Here is a 20,501-nt window from a genome sequence, read left to right as displayed (position 1 = left end):
AGTGTCTGTCCCGCTAACTTAAAGTTCCTAGGGCCTAGGATCCTAGGACCTAGGCACTGCTTCCTGCTTTTCCCCGTACTCCGTAAGCGAAGCGCTCCGTATTCCCATTCACGAATGCCAACTTAAAGTGCCTGTCCCAATAAGCTCTATTTCGAAAAGCTTTGTCTAAAGCAGCTATTTGTTTTTGTTATCCACCAGCACGGCGAGCAAAATCACCACCGCTTTGGCAATCATTTGGTAGTAAGACGACACGTCCAGCAGGTTGAGGGCATTGTTCAAAAAGCCGATGATCAGCGCACCAATCAATGTACCCATGATCTTACCTTTACCGCCCATCAAGCTGGTGCCGCCCAGCACCACTGCGGCAATCGCATCAAGCTCATAGCCAGTACCGGCGGTCGGTTGTCCAGAGGACAGGCGCGAGGTGACGATGATCCCTGCCAGCGCCGCGAGCATGCCACACAGGCTATACACGCCCACCTTGATTCGATCGACATTAATGCCCGATAACCGCGCCGCAGATTCATTGCCACCGAGTGCGTAAATATAACGGCCAAAACGGGTATGATTAAGCAGATACCAAGCGCCGATAAACACGATTGCCATCAGCCACACGGGGACGGGAATGCCCAACAGGTAGCCGGTACCAAACCATGCAAACGCATCCGCCGTTTCAGTAAAGCCTGCAGAAATAGGTCGGCCATCGGTATACACCATGGTGACACCGCGATAGAGGGTCATTGCTACCAAGGTGGCAATAAACGCCTGTACCTTGCCTTTGGCCACCACGACGCCTGTCATGGCACCAATCGCCGCACCTGCAAACAAAGCGGTGGGCACCGCGACTAACACAGGCACTTCAACCGCAATCAAACTCGCGGCAAACGCGCCACACAGCGCCAACACCGAGCCAACACTCAAGTCGATACCCGCGGTTAAAATCACCAATGTCATCCCCACGGCAATAATGGCGTTTACCGAGGTTTGACGCAGGATGTTAAGCAGGTTGTCGACCATGAAAAAGTTGCTGTTTAAAAATGACATCACCACGATCAGCACCAACAAGGCAATGAGCGATTTTTGCTCAATCAACCACGCTTTACTGAACAGGGGTTTACGTCCATCTTCTGACGGCTGGGACTTATTCATTGCATTCTCACTCATGCTGCATCCTCATTGGCATCTTTGCCTACCGCACAGGCAAGCAGAGTTTCTTGGTTAGCGTCTTTGGCATCAAACTCACCGCATACGCGGCCTTCGTGCATCACTAAAATGCGGTCGCTCATGCCAAGCACTTCGGGCATTTCTGATGACACCAAGATGATGCTCATGCCCTCGGCTTTAAATTGGTTAATTAGCTGATAAATCTCTTTTTTGGCACCGACATCGACCCCCCGAGTCGGCTCATCCAAGATCAGCACTTTCGGTTTGGTCATCAGCCCTTTGGCGATCGCCACTTTCTGCTGATTCCCGCCCGATAAGTTGCCAATGATTTGCTCGCGGGTGGGGGTTTTGATGTTAAAAAGACGAATAAAATCATCCACCGCCATCACTTCATCACGCGGCTGTATTTTGCCCCAATGGGTGAGCTTATCGAGTGCACTGAGCGACATGTTGTCTTTCACCGATAAACCCAGCACCAAGCCCTCGCCTTTGCGGTCTTCAGAGATGTAAGCAATGCCGTTGGCCAGCGCATCTTGCGGACTTACTGGGTTAATCACCTTGCCATCAAGCCGAATCACGCCAGCTTCACGCGGCATGGCGCCATAGATAATTTTCATTAACTCCGTGCGCCCGGCGCCCATCAAGCCCGATACACCCAGAATTTCACTGCGGTGTAGCTGAAAACTCACCTCTTCCACCCCGTGGCCGCTGACATTTTCCACCTCAAGGCTTATTCCATCAGGGGTGACATCACTTCGTGGGTATTGTTCGGCGAGTTTGCGGCCCACCATCATTTCAATCAGGCCGTCTTCATCGGTATCACTAACGGGACACTCACCAATAAACTTGCCGTCACGTAACACGGTGATCCGATCGCAAATCTCAAAAATTTCTTTGAGTCGGTGAGAGATATAAACAATGCCGCAGCCTTGCGCTCGCAGCTCGTTGATCACCGCAAACAGCGAGGCGGTTTCGGTGTCGGTCAAAGCATCGGTCGGCTCATCCATAATGATCACCTGCGACTCAAACGACAGCGCTTTGGCTATTTCCACCATCTGCTGCTCACCTAAACTCAAGCTGCCAAGTGGCGTGGTGCCACGTGCTTTCACATTTAAACGCGCCAGCAGCTTATCGGCTTCTTCAGCCATCTTGGTCCAATCAATCTTGCCAAACCGGTTAGTAAACTCGCGGCCTAAGAAGATGTTCTCTGCAATGGTCAGCTCTGGGATCAAATTGAGCTCTTGGTGAATAATACTGATCCCCGCTTGCTGCGAATCACGCGGGCCTTTAAACGAGACCGGTTCACCTTGATAGTTCACGTCGCCACTGTCGGCGTGATAAATCCCGGTGAGTACCTTCATCAACGTGGACTTGCCCGCGCCATTTTCACCGAGTAGCGCCATTACCTCGCCGGGATAGACATTTAAGCTCGCCTCATCGAGGGCGCGCACCCCGGGAAAGGTTTTTACGACTTGGCTGAGTTGTAAGATAGGTTGCGTCATTGTGGTTACTCGCTTAGGCCGACCTAAAAGGTGACACCGGCTTGAAAAATCACATTGGCATAAGGCGTGCACTCTCCGGTGCGCACCACCGCTTTGCTCTGCACCGTGCGTGCTTTAAACGCCTCGTGGCTGATCGTGGTCACAGTGATCGGCTGCTGACGCGCCGCACTCTCTAGCTCTAATCGCGCAAGCAAGGCTTGGTGCAGCGCTGGGCTAACTGCTGCAAGCTCGTCTGCAATCACCACAGATTCAATGCAGGTGTGAGTTAACACCGCCTCGACTGCCTGCATAAAGCTCGGCACGCCTTGGGTCAGCGCTAAATCAATACGCGACACCGAGTTGGGGATCGGCAGCCCCGCATCACACACCGTCAATTCATCGGTATGCCCGATTTGGGTGACTAACTGTGCAAGTTCAGGATGGAGCAAACCATGTTTATTCATTCATCACCTTCTCACTCACGATGGACTTAATCAGCGTTCACTATGCGCTGGCACGTTTTCTTATGATCAACGTTTTTCTCAGGAAAACGCTATCGAAACGTTTCGATATGGACAAATAATGCAGATGAAAGAAAAATTTCACCATCTGTAAACATCACAGATGTGAGGGGGATCGACTATTGATATTGGAACCATTAATAAAGAGAGGGGAAGATCACATTAGGGGGGAGAGACTAGAAAGATCCTAGGGGACGGAATACGGAATACGGAATACGGAAAAAAGCATATCGTGCCTAGTCCTGTAGATAAAGTTCCTAGGACCTAGGATCCTAGGACCTAGGCACTGCTTTCCGCTCTTCTCCGTATTCTGTAAGCGAAGCGCTCCGTATTCCCATTCACGAATACAGAGTACAGAAAGAGCAAAAGCCTCAATGCGAGCGCGAGCTGCTCTATCTAGTCTCTCGTTTCTAGAAGCACAGCGTCTCAGTTCTCGTCCTTATCCGGCGCCTCACTCAAGCTCGGCACCGCTTGGCAAAATGTGCATTCTTGATTATCCACCGAGGCACCGCCCGACTCGACGTAGCGAATACGATGACTCGCTTTGGCTCGGTTAGCCGACACCGCAAACCGCCGCTGGTCACGCTCGGGAATGGTCTTTTCTGTGTCATGGTTAGTCATGATTTACCTCCTAAGAATGCCGAAACCAACTCAGCCATAGTTATCTTAGCACCCGAACGAGCCCAACCAAAAGTGACTGTCCTCGATAGCCGCGGTCCTCGATAGCCGATACTAGGTCCTAGTTCCTAGGAATTGTTTTCCGCTTTTCCCGAACTCACGATCCCAAATTTCGCGTAGGTCGGACAAGCGCCGGAGTAATGTTAATCTTATAACTCGATGTAGCCGCGCGCCCGTTGCACGGCGCCTCCGACATCGAGGTCAAATCGGGCAACGATCGTGACAGGCGCCCGTTGGCATGGTGCATGATTGTTGACATGGTGCCGGGGCTTGTGTCACCTACGCCAATGGCACTATCGAAAAACGCCAATACGAGTGCGATCTGCTCTGTCTAGTTTCTAGTCTCTAGAAGCGCAGCGTCTCGTCTCTTTCTGTGTTCAGACTAAAGTGCCTGTCCCTCTCAAACGAAAGTGCCTGTCCCTCTAAAACGGCTCAAAACTAATTTTTTCTGGCAGTGCTGGCGCGATGTGCGAGTTTAAATGGGATAGTTTGAGCGCCTGTAAGCGGCTGACCTTCAATGGCTTGTAAAATGGCCGACGCGGCCTGTACGCCGAGGGATTGATAGTCAATTTCAGCGCTCGTTAAGCTCGGAAAGGCATGCTCACTCATGGAAGTGCCCTCCAGGCTGATAATCGCGATATCAGTCGGCACTTTTAACACCCGTCGGTGACACTCAAACAACGCGCCGATAGCTATCTCTTCATGGCTACATACCAGTGCGTCCAACGTGGCATCGCGAAGCAACAATTTCGCCAACCCTTCGGCCCCTAATTGCGCCGATGGGGCCTCATGCGTTGTCAGAAAATGGTCAGGGGTTAAATAGTGCTCAATCATCGCGCCCTGCCAGCCCTGTAGCTTGCGCTGCAAGGTGGCATGGTTGCCCCGCGCACCAATAAAACCAATATGATGAAAGCCCTGGCTAACAAGGTGGGATGTACAGCGCTTGCCGATGTCGTGGGGATCGCTGCCCATGCTGGCATAGCTATTCATGGAAGGCGACTCAGCGATTTCGAGGACAGGCGCATTGGCCATCTCAAGCAATTGATGGGTACGCTGAGTATGCTCATTGCCAAATAGCACCACTGCCGCTGGCCGACTTTCTAAAAAACCGGCCAATAAATCCTCTTCCTGCTGGACCGAATAATCACTGTAACCCAGCAACAATTGATAGCCCGCTTTATTCAACCGCTGTTGAAAACGAGGCAAAAACAAGGCGCACGCCTTTTCCAATAGAGAAGGAATGATCAACGCAATGGCATAGCTTTGCGCTGATGCCAAGGCACCCGCAGCTTTATTAGGAATATAGCCCAGTTGTTCGACGGCGCGTTGAACCTTATCGCGCAATTTGTCAGAGACAGCATCCGGGGTACGCAACACCCTGGAAACCGTCATGGTGCCTACCCCAGCCTGTTTGGCAACATCCGCAAGCGTAACTTTACCCGTATTGCGTCGTTTTCTTAGTTCACTCATCGTATCTATTGATTACTCATCATTTTATGACACCGTATCCTATCACAGCCATCAGCGATTAATCCGTGCCCCGCATGGCCTCTTTGTAGCATGACGCATTGGTAGACAGAAAAAATGATAGCGCTATCACATCTTATGGTAGCGCTATCAGATAGCGCTACCATTTGTGATCATTGTCCATTTATTGCTCAGTTTTCAGCGATAGAGTTATCAACAATTCTCCAACAACCTAATAAAACCTTTAAAACGGATAGAGCCATGTTACGAGATCTGATTACCGCCGACGTTATCCGCATTCACCAAGATGCCAACGATTGGCAAGATGCCATCAACAAAGCCTGCGCAGCACTTTTGGATAACGGTGCCATTGCGCCAAGCTATGTCGACGCGATTTATCGCTCACACCAAGAAATCGGTCCCTACTATGTGGTGGGCCCGGGTATCGCGATGCCCCACGCACGCCCTGAGGATGGCGTTAACCGCCTCGCCCTGGCTATCACGGTGATCAAAAACGGCGTCAATTTTGACAGCGCCGAAAACGATCCGGTTAAGGTGCTAGTCACCCTCGCGGCCACCGACAGTAATAGCCATGTCGAGGCTATCTCCCAACTGGCGAACCTTTTTATGAATGACACACACATCACACAGATCAGCCGCGCCACCAACGTGGATGAAGTATTAGCCATTATCGCCAACTACTAACCCTTACATCGGTAGCAACAACACTTAAAGACACAAAGGGCTCGCCCTTAGCTATCGGCTTTAAAACAACGAACATGCTGAAAATGCACCTGTTAACCCAAATAGAAGGTCTGAATTATGAAAATCACAGTCGTATGCGGCCACGGTCTTGGCACCAGCCTAATGATGGAAATGAGTATCAAAAAAATCATCAACGATCTTGGCGTCGACGCCAGTGTCGACCATATCGATCTGGGCTCCGTCTCTGGGACAGACGCCGATATATTCGTCGCCACCAACGATATCGCCCAACAGTTACAAGCGATGAATGTGTCGCCGCGCATTGTCGCACTCGACAACATGGTGGACAAAGAAGCAATGAAAACCCGCTTGTCTGAGGCCCTACAAGCACTCGGTGCCCTATAAGGAGTGACGTTATGCCCTTTTTTAACTTCCTGATGAAAGACGTGCTCTCTGAGCCCGCGGTATTAGTGGGTTTGATTGCACTGATTGGTTTAATCGCCCAGAAAAAGCCCGCGACTGAATGCATCAAAGGTACCATCAAAACCATTCTAGGCTTTGTGATCCTAGGAGCCGGTGCCTCATTGGTAGTCAGCTCACTCGGGGATTTTGCCACCATTTTCCAGCATGCGTTTGGTATCAGTGGCGTGGTGCCCAACAACGAAGCCATTGTCTCCATTGCGCAAGAAGCCTTTGGTAAGGAAATGGCAATGATCATGTTCTTCGGCATGCTGGTTAACATTCTTATCGCACGCTTAACCCCGTGGAAATTCATCTTTTTAACCGGCCATCACACCTTGTTTATGTCGATGATGGTCGCCGCGATTCTTTCCACCAGCGGAATGGAAGGGATCCCATTGGTCGCATTAGGCTCTGTGGTTGTCGGCTCGGTGATGGTGTTTTTCCCTGCCATCGCCCATCGCTACATGCAACAAGTCACCGGCTCAGATGAAGTCGCCATTGGCCACTTTTCAACCCTCTCTTACGTGTTAGCCGGCTTTATTGGCAGCAAATTTGGCAACAAAGCCCACTCCACCGAAGACATGGACGTGCCCAAAAGCCTCTTGTTCTTGCGTGATACGCCAGTCGCTATCTCGTTCACCATGGGGATTATTTTTATGGTGACGTGTCTGTTTGCCGGCGGAGACTTTGTGCGCGAGGTGAGTGACGGTAAACACTGGTTTATGTTTGCATTAATGCAATCCATCACCTTTGCAGGCGGGGTGTATGTGATCTTGCAAGGGGTAAGAATGGTGATTGCCGAGATTGTGCCAGCGTTTAAAGGGATTTCCGACAAACTGGTGCCCAATGCCAAGCCAGCACTCGACTGTCCCGTGGTTTTCCCCTACGCACCCAATGCGGTGTTGGTAGGCTTTTTATCTAGCTTTGTTGCTGGGCTTGTCGGTATGTTCCTGCTCTATATACTGGGGCTTACGGTGATTATCCCAGGCGTGGTGCCCCACTTTTTCGTCGGCGCAGCAGCAGGGGTATTCGGTAATGCCACCGGCGGACGACGCGGCGCAATTCTAGGCGCCTTTGCGCAAGGACTACTGATCACCTTCCTACCCGTGTTCTTGCTCCCCGTACTCGGCGATCTGGGCTTTGCCAACACCACCTTTAGCGACGCAGACTTTGGTGTGGTCGGCATCTTACTCGGCCTGATTGTGCGATAACCACAAACAAAAAAGGATGAACAGGCCGATAGGCTTGTTCATCCTTTGATCCGAACAATTGCACCCTCAACCTCATACTCTGAGCATACAGACCAAAACAATACGTCAAGGCTCGATTTTATGGGTACTTCCCTGCTAGACTCCCGTGCTGGAGAAGAAATTAGGCAATAGATCATGAAGGTACTCGTCACCGGTGGCACAGGATATATTGGCAGCCACACTTGCATTCAACTGATTGAACAAGGCCACACGCCTGTTGTTATCGACAATCTATGCAATAGCAAAGAAATGGTGCTCGATCGTATTGAGCAAGTCACTGGCGTGCGACCGACTTTTATACAAGGCGATATCCGTGATAGTGCTTTCTTAAAGCGCGTATTTTCTGGACACAGTATTGACAGCGTCATCCACTTTGCCGGATTAAAAGCTGTGGGTGAGTCGGTTGAAAAACCACTGAAATACTACGACAACAATGTCTCAGGCACCCTAACTCTCGTAAGTGAAATGGATATAGCTGGAGTGAAATCGCTCATTTTTAGCTCATCAGCTACCGTTTATGGTGATCCGGCGTCGGTACCGATTAAAGAAGATTTTCCCACCTCGGCGACCAATCCTTATGGACGTAGCAAATTGATGGTGGAAGAGTGCCTACGAGATTTTCACCAAGCCAATCCCGACTGGAGTATCACTTTGCTGCGTTACTTTAACCCCGTCGGCGCGCATGAATCTGGCCTGCTCGGCGAAGATCCACAAGGCACACCCAATAACTTACTGCCTTTTGTGGCACAAGTAGCAGTGGGCCGACGCGAAAAGCTAGGCATATTTGGTAACGATTATGATACGCCCGATGGCACCGGTGTGCGAGATTATATTCATGTGGTCGACCTGGCCGAGGGCCATTTGGCTGCGTTGGATAAAAAAACCCATCAACCTGGCACCCATATTTTTAACCTCGGTACCGGCCAGGGCAACAGTGTGCTAGAAATGGTGCATGCGTTTGAAGCCGCAGCAAAACGTCCAATCCCTTACGAAATCAAACCCCGTCGTGCCGGAGATATCGCTGAATGCTACGCCGACCCGGCCTATGCCGAAGCAACATTAGGCTGGGCGGCCACACGCGATCTGCAAACCATGGTAGAAGACACCTGGCGCTGGCAGTCGAAAAACCCGAATGGGTATGAAGAGGCTAGAGGCTAGAGGCTAAAAAGATCCTAGGGTCCTAGGTCCTGGGGAAAGATAACGGCGGAATACGGAAAAGCTTATCGTGCCTGGCTTTGCAAATAAAGTTCCTAGGTCCTAGGCACTGCTTTCTGCTCTTTCCCGTATTCCGTATTCAAGCTTTTAAATACCGAGTACAGAAAGGGCAAGTCCCCAATGCGAGCACGATCTGCTCTATCTAGTTTCTAGCCTCTAGAAGCGCAGCGTCTCCTCTCTTCCCGTACTCCGTAAGCGAGGATCTCTGTATTCAAGACCCCGAATACCTCAAATTAGTATCTCTTCAATCCCCGATTCTTTATAAAAAGATCTTATTCTCTCTTGGCGAGGCTTTAAGCTTCTATGGCGAGGAACTAAGTTATAAATCGGCATGTTGGGATAGAAGAGCTTGGCGGTATATTGTGCCGTTGAGTTTAGGCCATACAATCCAGATAGTTTTATTTTTTTATCTATTAATTCAAGCTCTAAAGGTAAAGAACTTCTGTGATATGTAAGGTTTTTAATGCTAGATATTTTTTCTGCAACTTCATTGGATTCAGTACGGTGAGGGAAATAGACGATGCCCCTATCGTTGATCTTCGCAAAGTGTGATAACCGCTCAACATAAGAGCTTATAGGCTCCCCACCTTTATCGCCTACGGCACCTTGTCCAATAAAGCCTATCGGCGCATGCTCAGAAAAAAGTTCGCCATGGTTGTAATGCGCTTTTAAGTGGCTAAACGTATTTTTTTCAATATTAACCGTGTTGCTTTCCAAATCAAAAACCGTGAATAACTCCAAATTCTCTCTCGGTAAAGATTTCGTCGTCGGCTTACAACCATATATTCTTAATAGGATATCCTGCAATAATCGGCTTCGAGAGTACGTTATTTTTGTTTCAATAAACTCAGGGAGCTCACAAATTGTTAGCGTGCCGTCATCAAAGTAAACATCTTTTTTTATACGAAAGTTTTCTGCAACTAGTTTAGTTCGCCATGCGTTATACTCCCCGTAAAAAAAAGTGTCTAACTGTTCTCCTTTGAGAATATGTTTTATTTTTTTTATCGCCTTAGGGATATTTATCGTTCTGTTTTTTCTTGTGGTTGTGATCACATGGTCCCACTCACGTAGGTTAAAAATTTTCTCCTGCTGCTCGAGGCCACGAGTACTACTTTGATCAACCAAAAACAGTATATTATCTTTTGTTTTGTAGTGCTTTTTTGCCTCTAAAGCACAAAGGTATTGAAAGGGTGATGTCACTAGGAATAAATTCATAAACAACTCATAATAACTATTTTTAAAGCGCCATATTGATTGATATAGCGCTTAGATCTTTACTACAGATTATTGCATAAACACATGCCAACATCTGGACGTTGAATCACACCTTCACTGAGCGACGCACCAAAAGCGATTTAAAAAACCTTTCATAACAGACTTCATCCAATGCTTGCTAGACCGATTTTATATCTCAGCATAGATCCACAAACACTTTTTGTTTGCTAGTATGCCATATCGCATCTGATTCGAGCGCCTGTAAAAAAAGCCTATCACTATTTCCCAAGCCAAATTCTTTTACCGATGTAAATTGTGCCGTCTTAGCTTTCTTTATCGCCTCTAAAATCAATGCTTTTTCTTCAACCTCGACGTTAAAAATTGAATTAGCATTGGCTCGTTTGTCTTGCCGTGTTCCAAGGTTAATACTCGGCTTTCCATAAAAAGGCACTTCTCGCACACCTGCACTCGAATTACCTATCATAAAGTCAGCGTTTTTAAGTAGGGTTAGAAAATGCTCAAACCTAATGCTCGGATAAATTTTGAAACGATCATGACCTCTTAACCGTTCTAACTCTTCAATGATCGTCTCTGAGCCAGCATCGTTGTTGGGAAAAATGATGATATAATTTTCATCACTTTCGAGTAGCGCATCAACGGTGCTCGATATATGTGTTTTCAGCTTGTCTAGCTCTGTTGTCACCGGGTGATACATAAACACCGCATAAGTGTCAAAGCCAATCTCATATCTCTCTTTTACTGCAGATAACGAGGGCAAGTCAGGTGACGTCATGATATCGAGATCCGGTGATCCGATGGTGTATATACTCGATTCCGTCTCACCCAACTGAATAAGGCGACTTTTCGCCATTTGGTTGGAGACAAAGTGGATATGCGACATTTTTGAAACAGAGTGACGGATCAATTCATCAATGGTTCCAGACACCTCGCCACCCTCAACATGTGCGACAAGAATATTATTAAGTGCTCCAACAATCGCGCCAGACATCGCCTCAACACGGTCACCGTGCACCACAATCATGTCAGGTGAAGTTTCGGCTACGTAGTCGGACAATCCTTGTATTGTTTTGGCCAAGGTAATATCCATCGAATCGTAACTGTTTTGATTAATATATGTGTAGAGGTTTTTGAATCCCGCCTTCTCGACTTCACGTGCTGTCATGCCATATTTGGCCATCATATGCATGCCCGTGATAAACACGTACGCCTCAAAATGCGGATGACTTTCTACTTTACCGATCAAACTTTTCAGTTTACCAAAGTCAGCCCGAGTACCTGTCAAAAATAGGATTTTTTTCATCTTAGCTAATATGTGCTTTCTTTATTTGAACATTTGCAGGGATCGCAGATACGGCTTTTTGGCCTAGCAAGCGCTCGTAATCTTCAGCAAGAAAATCGCCCGTACCAGGGCGCTTTACCCAAATATTATCACGTGTTAGCGCTTCGCCCTCTTTAATCTCGGCAGTCGTCACCACACTGGCGTAAGCAAAGTCTATGGTCACTTGTTCTTCAGCCGCTGCTTTCTTTTCACCTCCTCGCATCTGCGCCATGCGACGAGACTGGTGGATAAGAGCTCTGCATTCCTCACTATCCATCGAGCAAACAATATCAGGCCCTTGCCTATCTTTACTATCTGTAAAGTGGCGCTCAAGTACTGACGCGCCAGCAGCAACCGCCCCTAAGCAGGCGAGATTATCAATACTGTGATCAGACAAACCGACAACGGCATCAGGAAAGGCAGCTTGTAACTGCTCCATCGCACCAATACGTATTAAATGGTCAGGGGTGGGGTAAAGGTTGGTAGTATGCAGCAAGCAAAATGGCGTTTGATGCTTTCTAAAAATCGCCACTGCTTTGGCCACTGATTCAATATCATTCATCCCAGTGCTTAAGATGATTGGCTTGCCAAAGCTCGCAATTAGATCAAGCAACGGATAGTTATTACATTCCCCGGAGCCTATTTTGTAAGCAGGAACATTCATTCTTTCCAAGCGCAGGGCCGCGGCGCGAGAGAAAGGTGTGCTGATAAAAATTACGCCCTTGGACTCCACATAGTTCTTTAGCTTTGATTCATCTTCTTCATTGAGGGCACACCGCTCCATAATCTCGTAAATAGACACATCGGCATTGCCTGGAACGACACTTTTAGCTTCCCCGCTCATTTCATCTTCGACAACATGCGTTTGGTGTTTTATCACTTCGGCACCACCTTCGATTGCCGCATCCACCATTTGATATGCAACATCCAAAGAGCCTTCGTGGTTTATGCCAATTTCTGCAATGACAAGCGGGTCATAATCAAGGCCAATTTTTCTGCCTGAAATCTCAAATACAGGTTGAGTCATTCTTCAATTCCTTCATTCTTTGCTCGACAACGTCTAAGTCTTGTTTGGTATCGATATCAGCAGACAAGTACTCTGACATCACATAAGGGAAAACCTTAGACCTCGGAAAATAGTTGTGGCGTTTAAATTCTGCCGCCGAAAAAATATAGATAGCACCGTTTGGCTGAAACGCGCGCGGTAGGTCTTGGCGCCTTTGGTATGGCGCATCATCGCTGAATAGCCCAGAAATCGATCCATCATGCTGAGCAATATAGGCTTTCACAGGCGTATGTTGTGGCTCAAACACGCTGATCACAAAGTCGGCGTCTTTGTCACGGTAAAGCGCAAGCGCGTTATCAATGCATTGTGCTGTTCTCAACGGTGATGTTGGCTGCAATAGCGTCATGACGTCACAACCTAACGCGTACTGCTCGAGCCATGATAACGCATGGGTAATCACATCGATACTGCTTGCTTGATCCGATGCAAGCTCAGCGGGCCGCGGTATCACTTGTGCGCCGAATGCTTCACTTACTCGGGCAATCTCTTCATCTTCGGTTGAAACATAGACCTCATCGAGGTGTTCGCTATGCAATGCAGCTTCTATTGTCCATGCAATCAGTGGTTTTCCATTAACGGGCAGGACATTTTTTCTTGCCAATCCCTTTGATCCCCCACGGGCAGGAATAAGAGCAATGGCTTTTTTTGGCATATCGGAACTGTCTCTTTGGTCATCTCGTGGGTGCTTACTATAACTAATTCCAACATCGCTCTCCACCGCTAGTCTGGCGCAAAGAACCAAGGGACAAGCATATGGCGTTCGATTTACCTCTTTGCGTATTCCACGACAAAAAGTGCAACCAACAACCACGCGTGTATAATGCAATCGCATTTCAGCACCATGTTACTCACAAAATTCAGAAAGAAAACAGAGGAAAGGACGTTGCTACTTACTTCTCGCCAACAGCTCACCAGCTTGTTATGTTTGGCCTACTTCGCCACCTTGCTCATCACCCCCGAATCATACAAGTATGCCGCGATTTTATTAGCAGTGGCTGGCTTAGGGTTATTTCCGGGGACGTGGCGACAGCTAAAAACGCCCCCCGCGATGCTCATCAGTGGTGCATTACTGCTTTATTTCATAGTGACCCTATTCTTCGCCATACCCAGTGAGCACTACAGCCAAATCGATATGCCCAGTCGCGTACTGTTAGCCATCATAATTTTTGCCTTGCTCTTACAATACCCGCCCTCGCTCACGGTCGTGTTATATGGCTGTAGTATCGGGGCATCCGCCGTGGGGCTTATCGCACTCTATCAACACTATATTCTTGATATTCGTGCGCTTTCGACGGGTGGATATATGTCGGTTCAAGTCGCCGGCATGGCCGCAAGCCTGAGCGTGTTTAGCATTTTGGCCTATATCTATAGCTGTCAACACACATTGCCCACCTTGAAAAAAATCGCGTTTTTAGGCATCACTCTCGGCTTTACTGCACCTTTACTCTGTGGTGGTCGAGGCTCATGGGTGATCACGCCATTCGTGGCATTGTGGGCTGTTTTTTACTACCGAAAACACTTTCAATTTCGAGACTATCTCGCCATCGCCACCAGCGTTGCACTGATTATTGTTACTGCCGTTCTTCCTGCATTAAATAGAGGAGAAGCAGCTATCTCTGAATTTAACGACTATCAAGAGGCTAAACACACTGAACTTATTACTGAGCAAGAAAACAAGCAAACACCGACGGTCACCAGCTCTACAGGAATAAGGCTTGAGCTATGGAAAACCGCACTTCTTCTGGCGACAGAAAACCCTATTACGGGAACAGGCTATAATAAAAGGCTGGAAGAAAAACAAAAATTAGTCGAGCAAGGCCACGCCGATCCGGTTGTCACCCACATGCGGCGTGCCCATAACCAGTTCTTTGAAGAATTACAGGTGAAAGGCCTAGTCGGCTTTAGCACGCTCATTGTTTTACTCGCCGCGCCTTGGCTAGCAACAAGAAAACCAAAGATTAACGCCAATGCTGAACAGCAACTCGCAACGGTTCTATTGCGCTGCCATTTGATCCTCATCGCTGGATATATGTTGACGCAGCACTATATAAACGCGCACTCGGGTATTCTGTTCTTCTCCCTCGGGGTGGTGATTTTTGCGAGTATGGCGTTGAGGGGAGAGGCTAGAGACTAGAAAGATCCTAGGGTCCTAGGTCCTAGGTCCTAGGGAAAGATAACGGAATACGGAATACGGAATACGGAATACGGAATACGGAATACGGAATACGGAAAAAGCCTATCGTGCCTGGCTCTGCAAATAAAGTTCCTAGGGCCTAGGCACTGCTTTCTGCTCTTTCCCGTATTCCGTAAGCGAAGCGCTCCGTATTCAAGACCCCGAATACCGATTACTGAATACAGAGTACAGAAAAAGCAAGAGCCCCAATGCAAGCACGATCTGCTCTTTCTCTAGGTCCTAGGTCCTAGGTCCTAGGTCCTAGGTCCTAGGCCCTTTCCCTGCTCTTCCGCACATTTAAAATGAAAAATCTGTGATGTGCGCGGTATTTATTTTACTTCTCACCGCGTAGCTATTAGAGTTTACAGGTGTCTGCGTTTGCAGACGTTTTTGTATTAATGCAAAAATCATGGAGAGACGAATGAAAAAAATTGCAACGGGTCTGATTGCTATGCTGTTCGCAGCAAGCACAATGGCCGCAACAGAAGCCGCGCCGGGAGCTGGCGCAAGTGGTGGTGGCGCTGGAGCAGGTGCTGGCGCGGGTGCCGGTACAAGTGCTAGTGCGGGCGCTGCTGGTGCAGGGGCTGGAGCAGGTGCTGGGGCAGCTGGTGCTGCTGGTGCTGCTGGTGCTGCAGCTGGTGGTATTGGCGCTGGTGCGATTGCTGCTGGTGTTGCGGCTGCCGCGGCAGTTGGCGTAGCAGTTGCTGCTGCTAACAATGATGACAACAACACATCAACCTCTGTTAGCGCTAACGCTAATAACTAAAGGCGAGAGCCATTCAAGTAGTTACAAAGGCGGCTTTGTAGCTACTTTTTTATCCATATACAGCCCGTCAACCAATAACCTATGAATAAGCCCTTCTTTCCAGCTTTAGCTGTTTTTATCGCACTCGCCACCACAGGCTGCACACAGCGCATGCAAGATCTGAGTGATTCATTTAAATTCGCCTATCAAGGCTTTCCCGATGCCAAAAAAAGCTGGGATGAAATCAACGCCCTGCCCTATGCCAGCCTCTATGCACAGCTCGATAACGGCCCACGTGGATTTATGGTGCTGGCGTTTGCCGAACCCAGCCAACATCCTAGCCCAAACTTAAAGTGGTTATCGGGGGATCATGAAATGATCGTCACCCGCAACAGCCGCATTGTAAAAACGGTTAACTTTGCTGAAGGTAACCTCACCGCCACTCAAGTGAATAGCCCTGATCCACTCAGCGTTGGCCTGAATACCCTTACCATGCCCCACACATGGTCACGCACCCTAGATTGGCAACCGGGCAATCACAGCGGTTACCGCGCCGACTCCACGTTCAAACGCGGAAAACCGCAAACCATCTCGGTAAACGGCACAAAGATTGACACAGTGCAATACCATGAGCGTGTCACTCTACCGACGCTCAATGTCGAGTTCACCAATCATTATTGGGTTAGCGAAGACACTGGCCGCATGGTTAAATCCTATCAGCACCTCGCACCTGGCTTACCAGCAGTCACGCTGACGCATTTAAAACCGTATCAAGGGGGCGCTGATGAGTAAGTATCAAGCCATCAAACTGAGCCTACGCGCAGCGGTATTACTTTTAGCGCTGCCCGCCCACGCTAATAACGTGGTCACCGCCAATCAAGACGTTGCGCTCTCGTTCACACAGCCGCCGCGCCTTGCCGAAGCAGTGCTCACCGTGACACAAACCCAACAACGCTCACTCGATGATGTATATTGGCCCGCCGCCGGTCTTTACCGTATGGAAAGCCAGCAAGCACAAGCAATAAGCGATCTCCAACCCATACGCGATCAAATCGCCGTTCACACGGGCGAACCACGTCAGCAGTGGCAAACGCTTTATCAGGCACTCAGCAAAATGGTGGTTGGCGAGCGCGTGGCCGGATCGATTGATCCCGACATCACCCGCATCACCCCCGACACCAACCCGGCATTAAACAGCAATTGGCACCTACAGCTGCCTAAACGCCCAACAAAAGTGACAGTGCTCGGCGCGGTGAATCAACCAGGCAACTACCCCTGGAATGCGCGCCAAGCGGCGCGTGACTACATACAGCAAGCGAAAACGACCACACTCGGTGTATCGCAAGTATGGGTGATCAGCCCCACCGGCGAACGCACGCAACACCCAGTGGCATATTGGAATCACCAGCATCGCGATATTCTACCCGGCTCAGTGATTTATATCCCCTTGCCAAGCAAAACCATTAAAGGCCAAGCGATCGCGCCTAACCAACACGTGCTAACGTTTTTACAAAATAGGTTAATCCGACCATGATGGATTTTTCTTCTGCATCCGGACGCATTTTTCTCTCCGCCGTTGCCCTTGCCGTCAGTCAGGCAGTATCAGCAGACAGCTTCGATTATCCCGAGCTGGTGCACTCACAAACCGACTTTGGCGGCGTGGGGCTGATGCAAATGCCCACCGCGCGCACCGCGCCCGAAGGCGAATTTACCTTGGGCAGCACCTATAACGAAGACTATGTGCACTTCAATACCTCACTGCAGCTGTTTCCATGGTTAGAAACCACCGTTCGCTATACCCAGGTGCACGACTTACTTTATAGCGATGATCCCGATTTTAGCGGCGACACCAAATACACCGATAAAAGCATTGATGCCAAATTACGCCTGTGGCAAGAAAGCTTTTGGCTGCCAGAGCTTGCCGTTGGCGTGCGCGACATCGGCGGCACCGGGTTGTTTGATGGTGAATACATTGTCGGCTCCAAACGTGCCGGGCCGTTTGATTTCTCGCTCGGTATCGGCTGGGGCTATATGGGCAACCGCGCCAACCTCACCGGCGATAAAAACCAATCGGTAGATTGTGGTCGCGATACCACTTACTCCGGCAAAGGTGGAAGTGTCGATATAGAGCGTATGTTCACCGGCTGTACCGCGTTATTTGGCGGGGTGGAATACCAAACCCCTTATGCGCCGCTGAGCCTAAAGCTTGAATACGACGGCAACGATTACCAAGCCGATTTTATTAGCACGCGCACCGGCATTGCCATGGAGGTGAATAGCCCTTGGAATGTGGGCGCAGTGTATCGCTTGGGAGATTGGGGGGCAGCACGGTTAGCCTATGAGCGTGGCGCAGTGATCACCGCTGGCATAAGCCTTAACACCAATTTTAATCATGTAAGCCCCTTTTGGCTTGACGACAACGCCCCCAGTTATCGCCCAACAGCCAAACGCGACGAGTTAAGCGCCGCACAATGGCAACAATTAAGCGCACAGCTTGCCAATGTCGCGGGGTATCACGATAACCGAGTACATTTTGATGGCGAGACAGTAACCATCACCGGCGAGCAAAACAAATACCGAGACCAAGATATGGCGCAAACGCGCGCCGCTACCTTGATCGCCAATACTGGCATTAATGCCAAACAATACCGGATTATTGACCAGTCTGAGCGCCAGCCCATCACTGAAACCGTGATTGATGCCAGCACCTATGCTGCCGTCGCTACCAACAGCTATGTAGGCGCAAACCCTGACGACGCGCGCATGCGCCGGCAGCCGCAACCGACATCGGGCAGCATAAAGGCCAACCAGCGCGATAGCTTTGATGCAGGCCTCGCCCCTGTGTTTGTACAATCGTTTGGCGGCTCAGAGAGTTTCTATATGTATTCACTGGGCGTGGCTGGCAACGCCGCTGCCCAGTTAGGCGATCATTTTATTGCTTCGTCCAGCGTGTATGTCAATCTTGCCGACACCTACGACAAATTTAAGTACACGGTGCCGCCCGATGGCACCGATCTTAAGCGAGTGCGTACGTTAAACCGCCAGTATCTTGAAGACACTGTGCGTGTGACCAATGTGCAGCTGACCTACCTCGACCATTTTGGCGATAACTGGTACACCCAAACCTATGGCGGCTATTTAGAGACGATGTTTGCCGGTGTGGGTGGCGAAGTGCTTTATCGCCCCATCGACAGCCCATTTGCCTTTGGGTTAGATGCCAACTATGTCAAACAACGTGAGCCCGGCTCGGCGTTTGGGCTTTTTAAAAACGAATACCAGCCTGCCGAAAATGGCAACCGCAGATTCCGAGTGCAAACCGGGACCACCACCGGCCATGCCACCCTGTATTGGCAAAACCCGCTCAACCTGTTTGACGGTACACTGGCCAAAATAAGCGCCGGACGTTATTTGACCGAAGATGTGGGGGTGACAGTGGATATCGCTAAACAGTTTGATAGCGGGATCACCGTGGGAGCTTATGCCAGCAAAACTGACTTATCCGCCGATGAATACGGCGAGGGCAGCTTTACCAAAGGCTTTTATGTGTCGATTCCGTTTGATTTGCTCTCGGTTAAACCCACCACCTCACGTGGCGCGCTATCGTGGCAGCCCCTCCAGCGTGATGGCGGACAAAAGCTTAACCGTAAATACTCACTTTATCAGCTAACCGATGGCCGAAATCCATGGTTTGAACGACCGAACAACCGACACTAAATTAGATAGCGGCTTATAATAAAAACACACGGCCGCCCACTAAAAGGAAAATACCGTGATTATTTCACTCGTCGATTTGGCTTTACTATTATTTTTTTCCACGGCCTCATTGTTTGTGCTAAGAAAACTCGCCAAACGTGTTGGCTTAGTCGATAAACCGGATCAGCGTAAGCACCACGCTGGCGCTGTCCCCTTAGTTGGTGGGCTGGCGGTGTGTTTATCACTGGTTTACTTTCTCGTGAACAACCCAGATGTGATACCCCATAGTGGATTATACGCAACTTGTATGCTGATTTTGGTCGCGATTGGCGTCTTGGATGATAAGTTCGACCTCGACTTTAAACTGCGGATTGGTGTTCAAGCGGCGCTAGCAGTGGCGATGATGGCCCTGGGTGATATCGAACTAAGTCGCTTGGGTAATATTTTTGCCACCGGACGTGTGCATCTAGATACCCTCGGTTACGGGCTTACCATACTGGCTGTAATTGGCGCCATTAATGCGTTTAATATGGTCGATGGGATTGATGGCTTATTAGGCGGGCTGGCGACGGTGACCTTTGTCAGTTTGGGCGCTTTACTCTATTTAAACGGTCACCACTCAATGGCCTATCTGTGCCTTGTGCTTACCGTGATTATGACACCGTACCTGCTATTTAATTTAGGTGTATTGGGGCGTGAGCGAAAGGTGTTTATGGGTGATGCCGGCAGCATGTTGATTGGCTTTACCGTCATTTGGTTTTTACTGCTTGCCAGCCAGCACCCGACTAATGCCGCGATACGACCCGTAACCGGACTATGGCTGATTGCCCTGCCACTGATGGATATGACGGCAACTATGTTCCGGCGCGTAAAGCGTGGCGATTCTCCTTTTAAACCTGATCGCGAGCATTTACACCATATTTTTCAGCGTGTTGGCCTATCACCACGTCAGACATTGGCCGCCATTTGTTTACTCGCCACCAGTCTTGCCGGCATCGGTATTGTAGGCGAACTGCTGCAAGTGCATGAAAGCATCATGTTCGTCAGCTTCTTATTTTGTTTTGCGCTTTATTGCATGATGCTCCGCCACGTTTGGCGTGTCACCACTTTTGTCCGCGCAAAGTTGGGGAAGAATGAATTTGGTGAGAAGGTTGGTGAGGTTAGGGGATAGAGACTAGAAAGATCCTAGGGTCCTAGGGTCACGGAAAACGCATGAACATCCCCGTCATGAAAGGCTTCCCAGCACGGTCGCGAGGTACTCTTGGTCCATCGCGCACATCATTCGCTTGCGTTGAATGCCGGCTTTGAAACTCTTCTCTTGCTTTAA

At 49.3% G+C, this 20,501-nt stretch carries 20 protein-coding genes; 10 read left to right on the top strand and 10 right to left on the bottom strand.

Translation table 11 applies throughout. From position 1 onward, the window contains the following. Positions 1-174: 174 nt before the first annotated feature. The 5 genes from rbsC to EHW58_RS11240 all read right to left on the bottom strand — a co-directional run bounded on the left by rbsC (position 175) and on the right by EHW58_RS11240 (position 5,314). A complete protein-coding gene (gene rbsC, locus EHW58_RS11260) occupies positions 175-1,164 on the bottom strand; it encodes a ribose ABC transporter permease (RefSeq protein ID WP_077456017.1) in 990 nt (329 codons plus the stop codon). Then, complete coding sequence (rbsA, locus tag EHW58_RS11255; protein WP_152796468.1) at positions 1,161-2,666, bottom strand: ribose ABC transporter ATP-binding protein RbsA; 1,506 nt, start codon at positions 2,664-2,666, stop codon at positions 1,161-1,163. Before rbsA ends, rbsC begins: the two co-directional genes overlap by 4 nt. 23 nt (positions 2,667-2,689) lie before the next feature. Next, entirely contained in the window at positions 2,690-3,109 is a 420-nt protein-coding gene (gene rbsD, locus EHW58_RS11250) for a D-ribose pyranase (RefSeq protein WP_152796466.1), read from the bottom strand. A 483-nt stretch (positions 3,110-3,592) separates the two neighbouring features. Next, positions 3,593-3,787 carry a hypothetical protein gene (locus EHW58_RS11245; RefSeq protein WP_152796464.1) on the bottom strand — a complete coding sequence of 65 codons (195 nt, stop codon included), beginning with the start codon at positions 3,785-3,787 and terminating at the stop codon, positions 3,593-3,595. A gap of 495 nt (positions 3,788-4,282) precedes the next feature. Further along, the gene (locus EHW58_RS11240) at positions 4,283-5,314 is read right to left on the bottom strand and encodes a LacI family DNA-binding transcriptional regulator (RefSeq protein WP_152796462.1); all 1,032 of its coding nucleotides are present in this window, start codon (positions 5,312-5,314) and stop codon (positions 4,283-4,285) included. Between the two features lie 258 nt (positions 5,315-5,572). On the opposite strand from EHW58_RS11240, the gene EHW58_RS11235 reads away from it, so the two are divergent. The 4 genes from EHW58_RS11235 to galE all read left to right on the top strand — a co-directional run bounded on the left by EHW58_RS11235 (position 5,573) and on the right by galE (position 8,886). Beyond that, positions 5,573-6,016 (top strand): PTS sugar transporter subunit IIA, encoded by a 444-nt coding sequence (locus tag EHW58_RS11235; RefSeq protein WP_152796460.1) that lies wholly within the window; start codon positions 5,573-5,575, stop codon positions 6,014-6,016. 117 nt (positions 6,017-6,133) lie between these two features. Beyond that, entirely contained in the window at positions 6,134-6,421 is a 288-nt protein-coding gene (locus EHW58_RS11230) for a PTS sugar transporter subunit IIB (protein ID WP_152796458.1), read from the top strand. Positions 6,422-6,432: 11 nt separating this feature from the next. After that, positions 6,433-7,689, top strand: coding sequence for a PTS ascorbate transporter subunit IIC (locus tag EHW58_RS11225; RefSeq protein ID WP_077458580.1), 1,257 nt, complete (start codon positions 6,433-6,435; stop codon positions 7,687-7,689). A 174-nt stretch (positions 7,690-7,863) separates the two neighbouring features. Then, entirely contained in the window at positions 7,864-8,886 is a 1,023-nt protein-coding gene (gene galE / locus EHW58_RS11220; RefSeq protein ID WP_152796456.1) for a UDP-glucose 4-epimerase GalE, read from the top strand. 285 nt (positions 8,887-9,171) lie between these two features. On the opposite strand, the gene EHW58_RS11215 is transcribed toward galE, so the two are convergent. The 4 genes from EHW58_RS11215 to EHW58_RS11200 all read right to left on the bottom strand — a co-directional run bounded on the left by EHW58_RS11215 (position 9,172) and on the right by EHW58_RS11200 (position 13,215). Continuing rightward, a complete protein-coding gene (locus EHW58_RS11215) occupies positions 9,172-10,158 on the bottom strand; it encodes a glycosyltransferase 52 family protein (RefSeq protein ID WP_152796454.1) in 987 nt (328 codons plus the stop codon). Between the two features lie 196 nt (positions 10,159-10,354). Continuing rightward, the gene (neuC, locus tag EHW58_RS11210; RefSeq protein WP_152796452.1) at positions 10,355-11,479 is read right to left on the bottom strand and encodes a UDP-N-acetylglucosamine 2-epimerase; all 1,125 of its coding nucleotides are present in this window, start codon (positions 11,477-11,479) and stop codon (positions 10,355-10,357) included. Between the two features lies 1 nt (position 11,480). Continuing rightward, on the bottom strand, positions 11,481-12,524 hold the full coding sequence (locus EHW58_RS11205; protein WP_152796450.1) for an N-acetylneuraminate synthase family protein: 1,044 nt from the start codon (positions 12,522-12,524) through the stop codon (positions 11,481-11,483). Next, entirely contained in the window at positions 12,505-13,215 is a 711-nt protein-coding gene (locus tag EHW58_RS11200; protein ID WP_152796448.1) for a cytidylyltransferase domain-containing protein, read from the bottom strand. The genes EHW58_RS11205 and EHW58_RS11200 overlap by 20 nt, the downstream gene beginning before the upstream one ends. A 231-nt stretch (positions 13,216-13,446) precedes the next feature. On the opposite strand from EHW58_RS11200, the gene EHW58_RS11195 reads away from it, so the two are divergent. From EHW58_RS11195 to wecA, 6 genes are all read left to right on the top strand, one after another. Continuing rightward, complete coding sequence (locus EHW58_RS11195) at positions 13,447-14,697, top strand: O-antigen ligase (protein WP_194163221.1); 1,251 nt, start codon at positions 13,447-13,449, stop codon at positions 14,695-14,697. A 548-nt stretch (positions 14,698-15,245) separates the two neighbouring features. Next, positions 15,246-15,434, top strand: a complete 189-nt coding sequence (locus EHW58_RS15690) for a hypothetical protein (RefSeq protein WP_194163220.1) — start codon at positions 15,246-15,248, stop codon at positions 15,432-15,434. A gap of 149 nt (positions 15,435-15,583) precedes the next feature. After that, entirely contained in the window at positions 15,584-16,273 is a 690-nt protein-coding gene (locus EHW58_RS11185) for a YjbF family lipoprotein (RefSeq protein WP_152796444.1), read from the top strand. Continuing rightward, positions 16,266-17,015 (top strand): capsule biosynthesis GfcC family protein, encoded by a 750-nt coding sequence (locus EHW58_RS11180; RefSeq protein WP_152796442.1) that lies wholly within the window; start codon positions 16,266-16,268, stop codon positions 17,013-17,015. The genes EHW58_RS11185 and EHW58_RS11180 overlap by 8 nt, the downstream gene beginning before the upstream one ends. After that, positions 17,012-19,195 (top strand): YjbH domain-containing protein, encoded by a 2,184-nt coding sequence (locus EHW58_RS11175; RefSeq protein WP_152796440.1) that lies wholly within the window; start codon positions 17,012-17,014, stop codon positions 19,193-19,195. Before EHW58_RS11180 ends, EHW58_RS11175 begins: the two co-directional genes overlap by 4 nt. A gap of 55 nt (positions 19,196-19,250) precedes the next feature. Beyond that, a complete protein-coding gene (gene wecA / locus EHW58_RS11170; protein WP_370517859.1) occupies positions 19,251-20,345 on the top strand; it encodes a UDP-N-acetylglucosamine--undecaprenyl-phosphate N-acetylglucosaminephosphotransferase in 1,095 nt (364 codons plus the stop codon). Between the two features lie 54 nt (positions 20,346-20,399). Here the strand turns inward: wecA and EHW58_RS15860 are convergent. Then, positions 20,400-20,501, bottom strand: a 102-nt coding sequence (locus tag EHW58_RS15860; protein ID WP_102504739.1) for a glycosyl transferase, incomplete at its 5' end; no start/stop codon positions are given.

Origin of the sequence: Salinivibrio sp. VYel1, from assembly GCF_009377945.1 — a bacterium.
Lineage (GTDB): Bacteria > Pseudomonadota > Gammaproteobacteria > Enterobacterales > Vibrionaceae > Salinivibrio > Salinivibrio siamensis.
The sequence above is the reverse complement of the archived record's forward strand: the minus strand, read 5'-3'. Positions and strand labels throughout refer to the sequence as shown.

Bases quoted from the DNA above. Each gene is read 5' to 3' on its own strand.
- EHW58_RS11240 (WP_152796462.1), bottom strand. From the start codon at position 5,314: ATGAGTGAACTAAGAAAACGACGCAATACGGGTAAAGTTACGCTTGCG.
- EHW58_RS11180 (WP_152796442.1), top strand. From the start codon at position 16,266: ATGAGTAAGTATCAAGCCATCAAACTGAGCCTACGCGCAGCGGTATTA.
- EHW58_RS11175 (WP_152796440.1), top strand. From the start codon at position 17,012: ATGATGGATTTTTCTTCTGCATCCGGACGCATTTTTCTCTCCGCCGTT.
- rbsC (WP_077456017.1), bottom strand. From the start codon at position 1,164: ATGAGTGAGAATGCAATGAATAAGTCCCAGCCGTCAGAAGATGGACGT.
- EHW58_RS11185 (WP_152796444.1), top strand. From the start codon at position 15,584: ATGAATAAGCCCTTCTTTCCAGCTTTAGCTGTTTTTATCGCACTCGCC.
- neuC (WP_152796452.1), bottom strand. From the start codon at position 11,479: ATGAAAAAAATCCTATTTTTGACAGGTACTCGGGCTGACTTTGGTAAA.
- rbsA (WP_152796468.1), bottom strand. From the start codon at position 2,666: ATGACGCAACCTATCTTACAACTCAGCCAAGTCGTAAAAACCTTTCCC.
- galE (WP_152796456.1), top strand. From the start codon at position 7,864: ATGAAGGTACTCGTCACCGGTGGCACAGGATATATTGGCAGCCACACT.
- EHW58_RS11245 (WP_152796464.1), bottom strand. From the start codon at position 3,787: ATGACTAACCATGACACAGAAAAGACCATTCCCGAGCGTGACCAGCGG.
- rbsD (WP_152796466.1), bottom strand. From the start codon at position 3,109: ATGAATAAACATGGTTTGCTCCATCCTGAACTTGCACAGTTAGTCACC.
- EHW58_RS11200 (WP_152796448.1), bottom strand. From the start codon at position 13,215: ATGCCAAAAAAAGCCATTGCTCTTATTCCTGCCCGTGGGGGATCAAAG.
- EHW58_RS11215 (WP_152796454.1), bottom strand. From the start codon at position 10,158: ATGAATTTATTCCTAGTGACATCACCCTTTCAATACCTTTGTGCTTTA.
- EHW58_RS11230 (WP_152796458.1), top strand. From the start codon at position 6,134: ATGAAAATCACAGTCGTATGCGGCCACGGTCTTGGCACCAGCCTAATG.
- EHW58_RS11235 (WP_152796460.1), top strand. From the start codon at position 5,573: ATGTTACGAGATCTGATTACCGCCGACGTTATCCGCATTCACCAAGAT.
- EHW58_RS11225 (WP_077458580.1), top strand. From the start codon at position 6,433: ATGCCCTTTTTTAACTTCCTGATGAAAGACGTGCTCTCTGAGCCCGCG.
- EHW58_RS11205 (WP_152796450.1), bottom strand. From the start codon at position 12,524: ATGACTCAACCTGTATTTGAGATTTCAGGCAGAAAAATTGGCCTTGAT.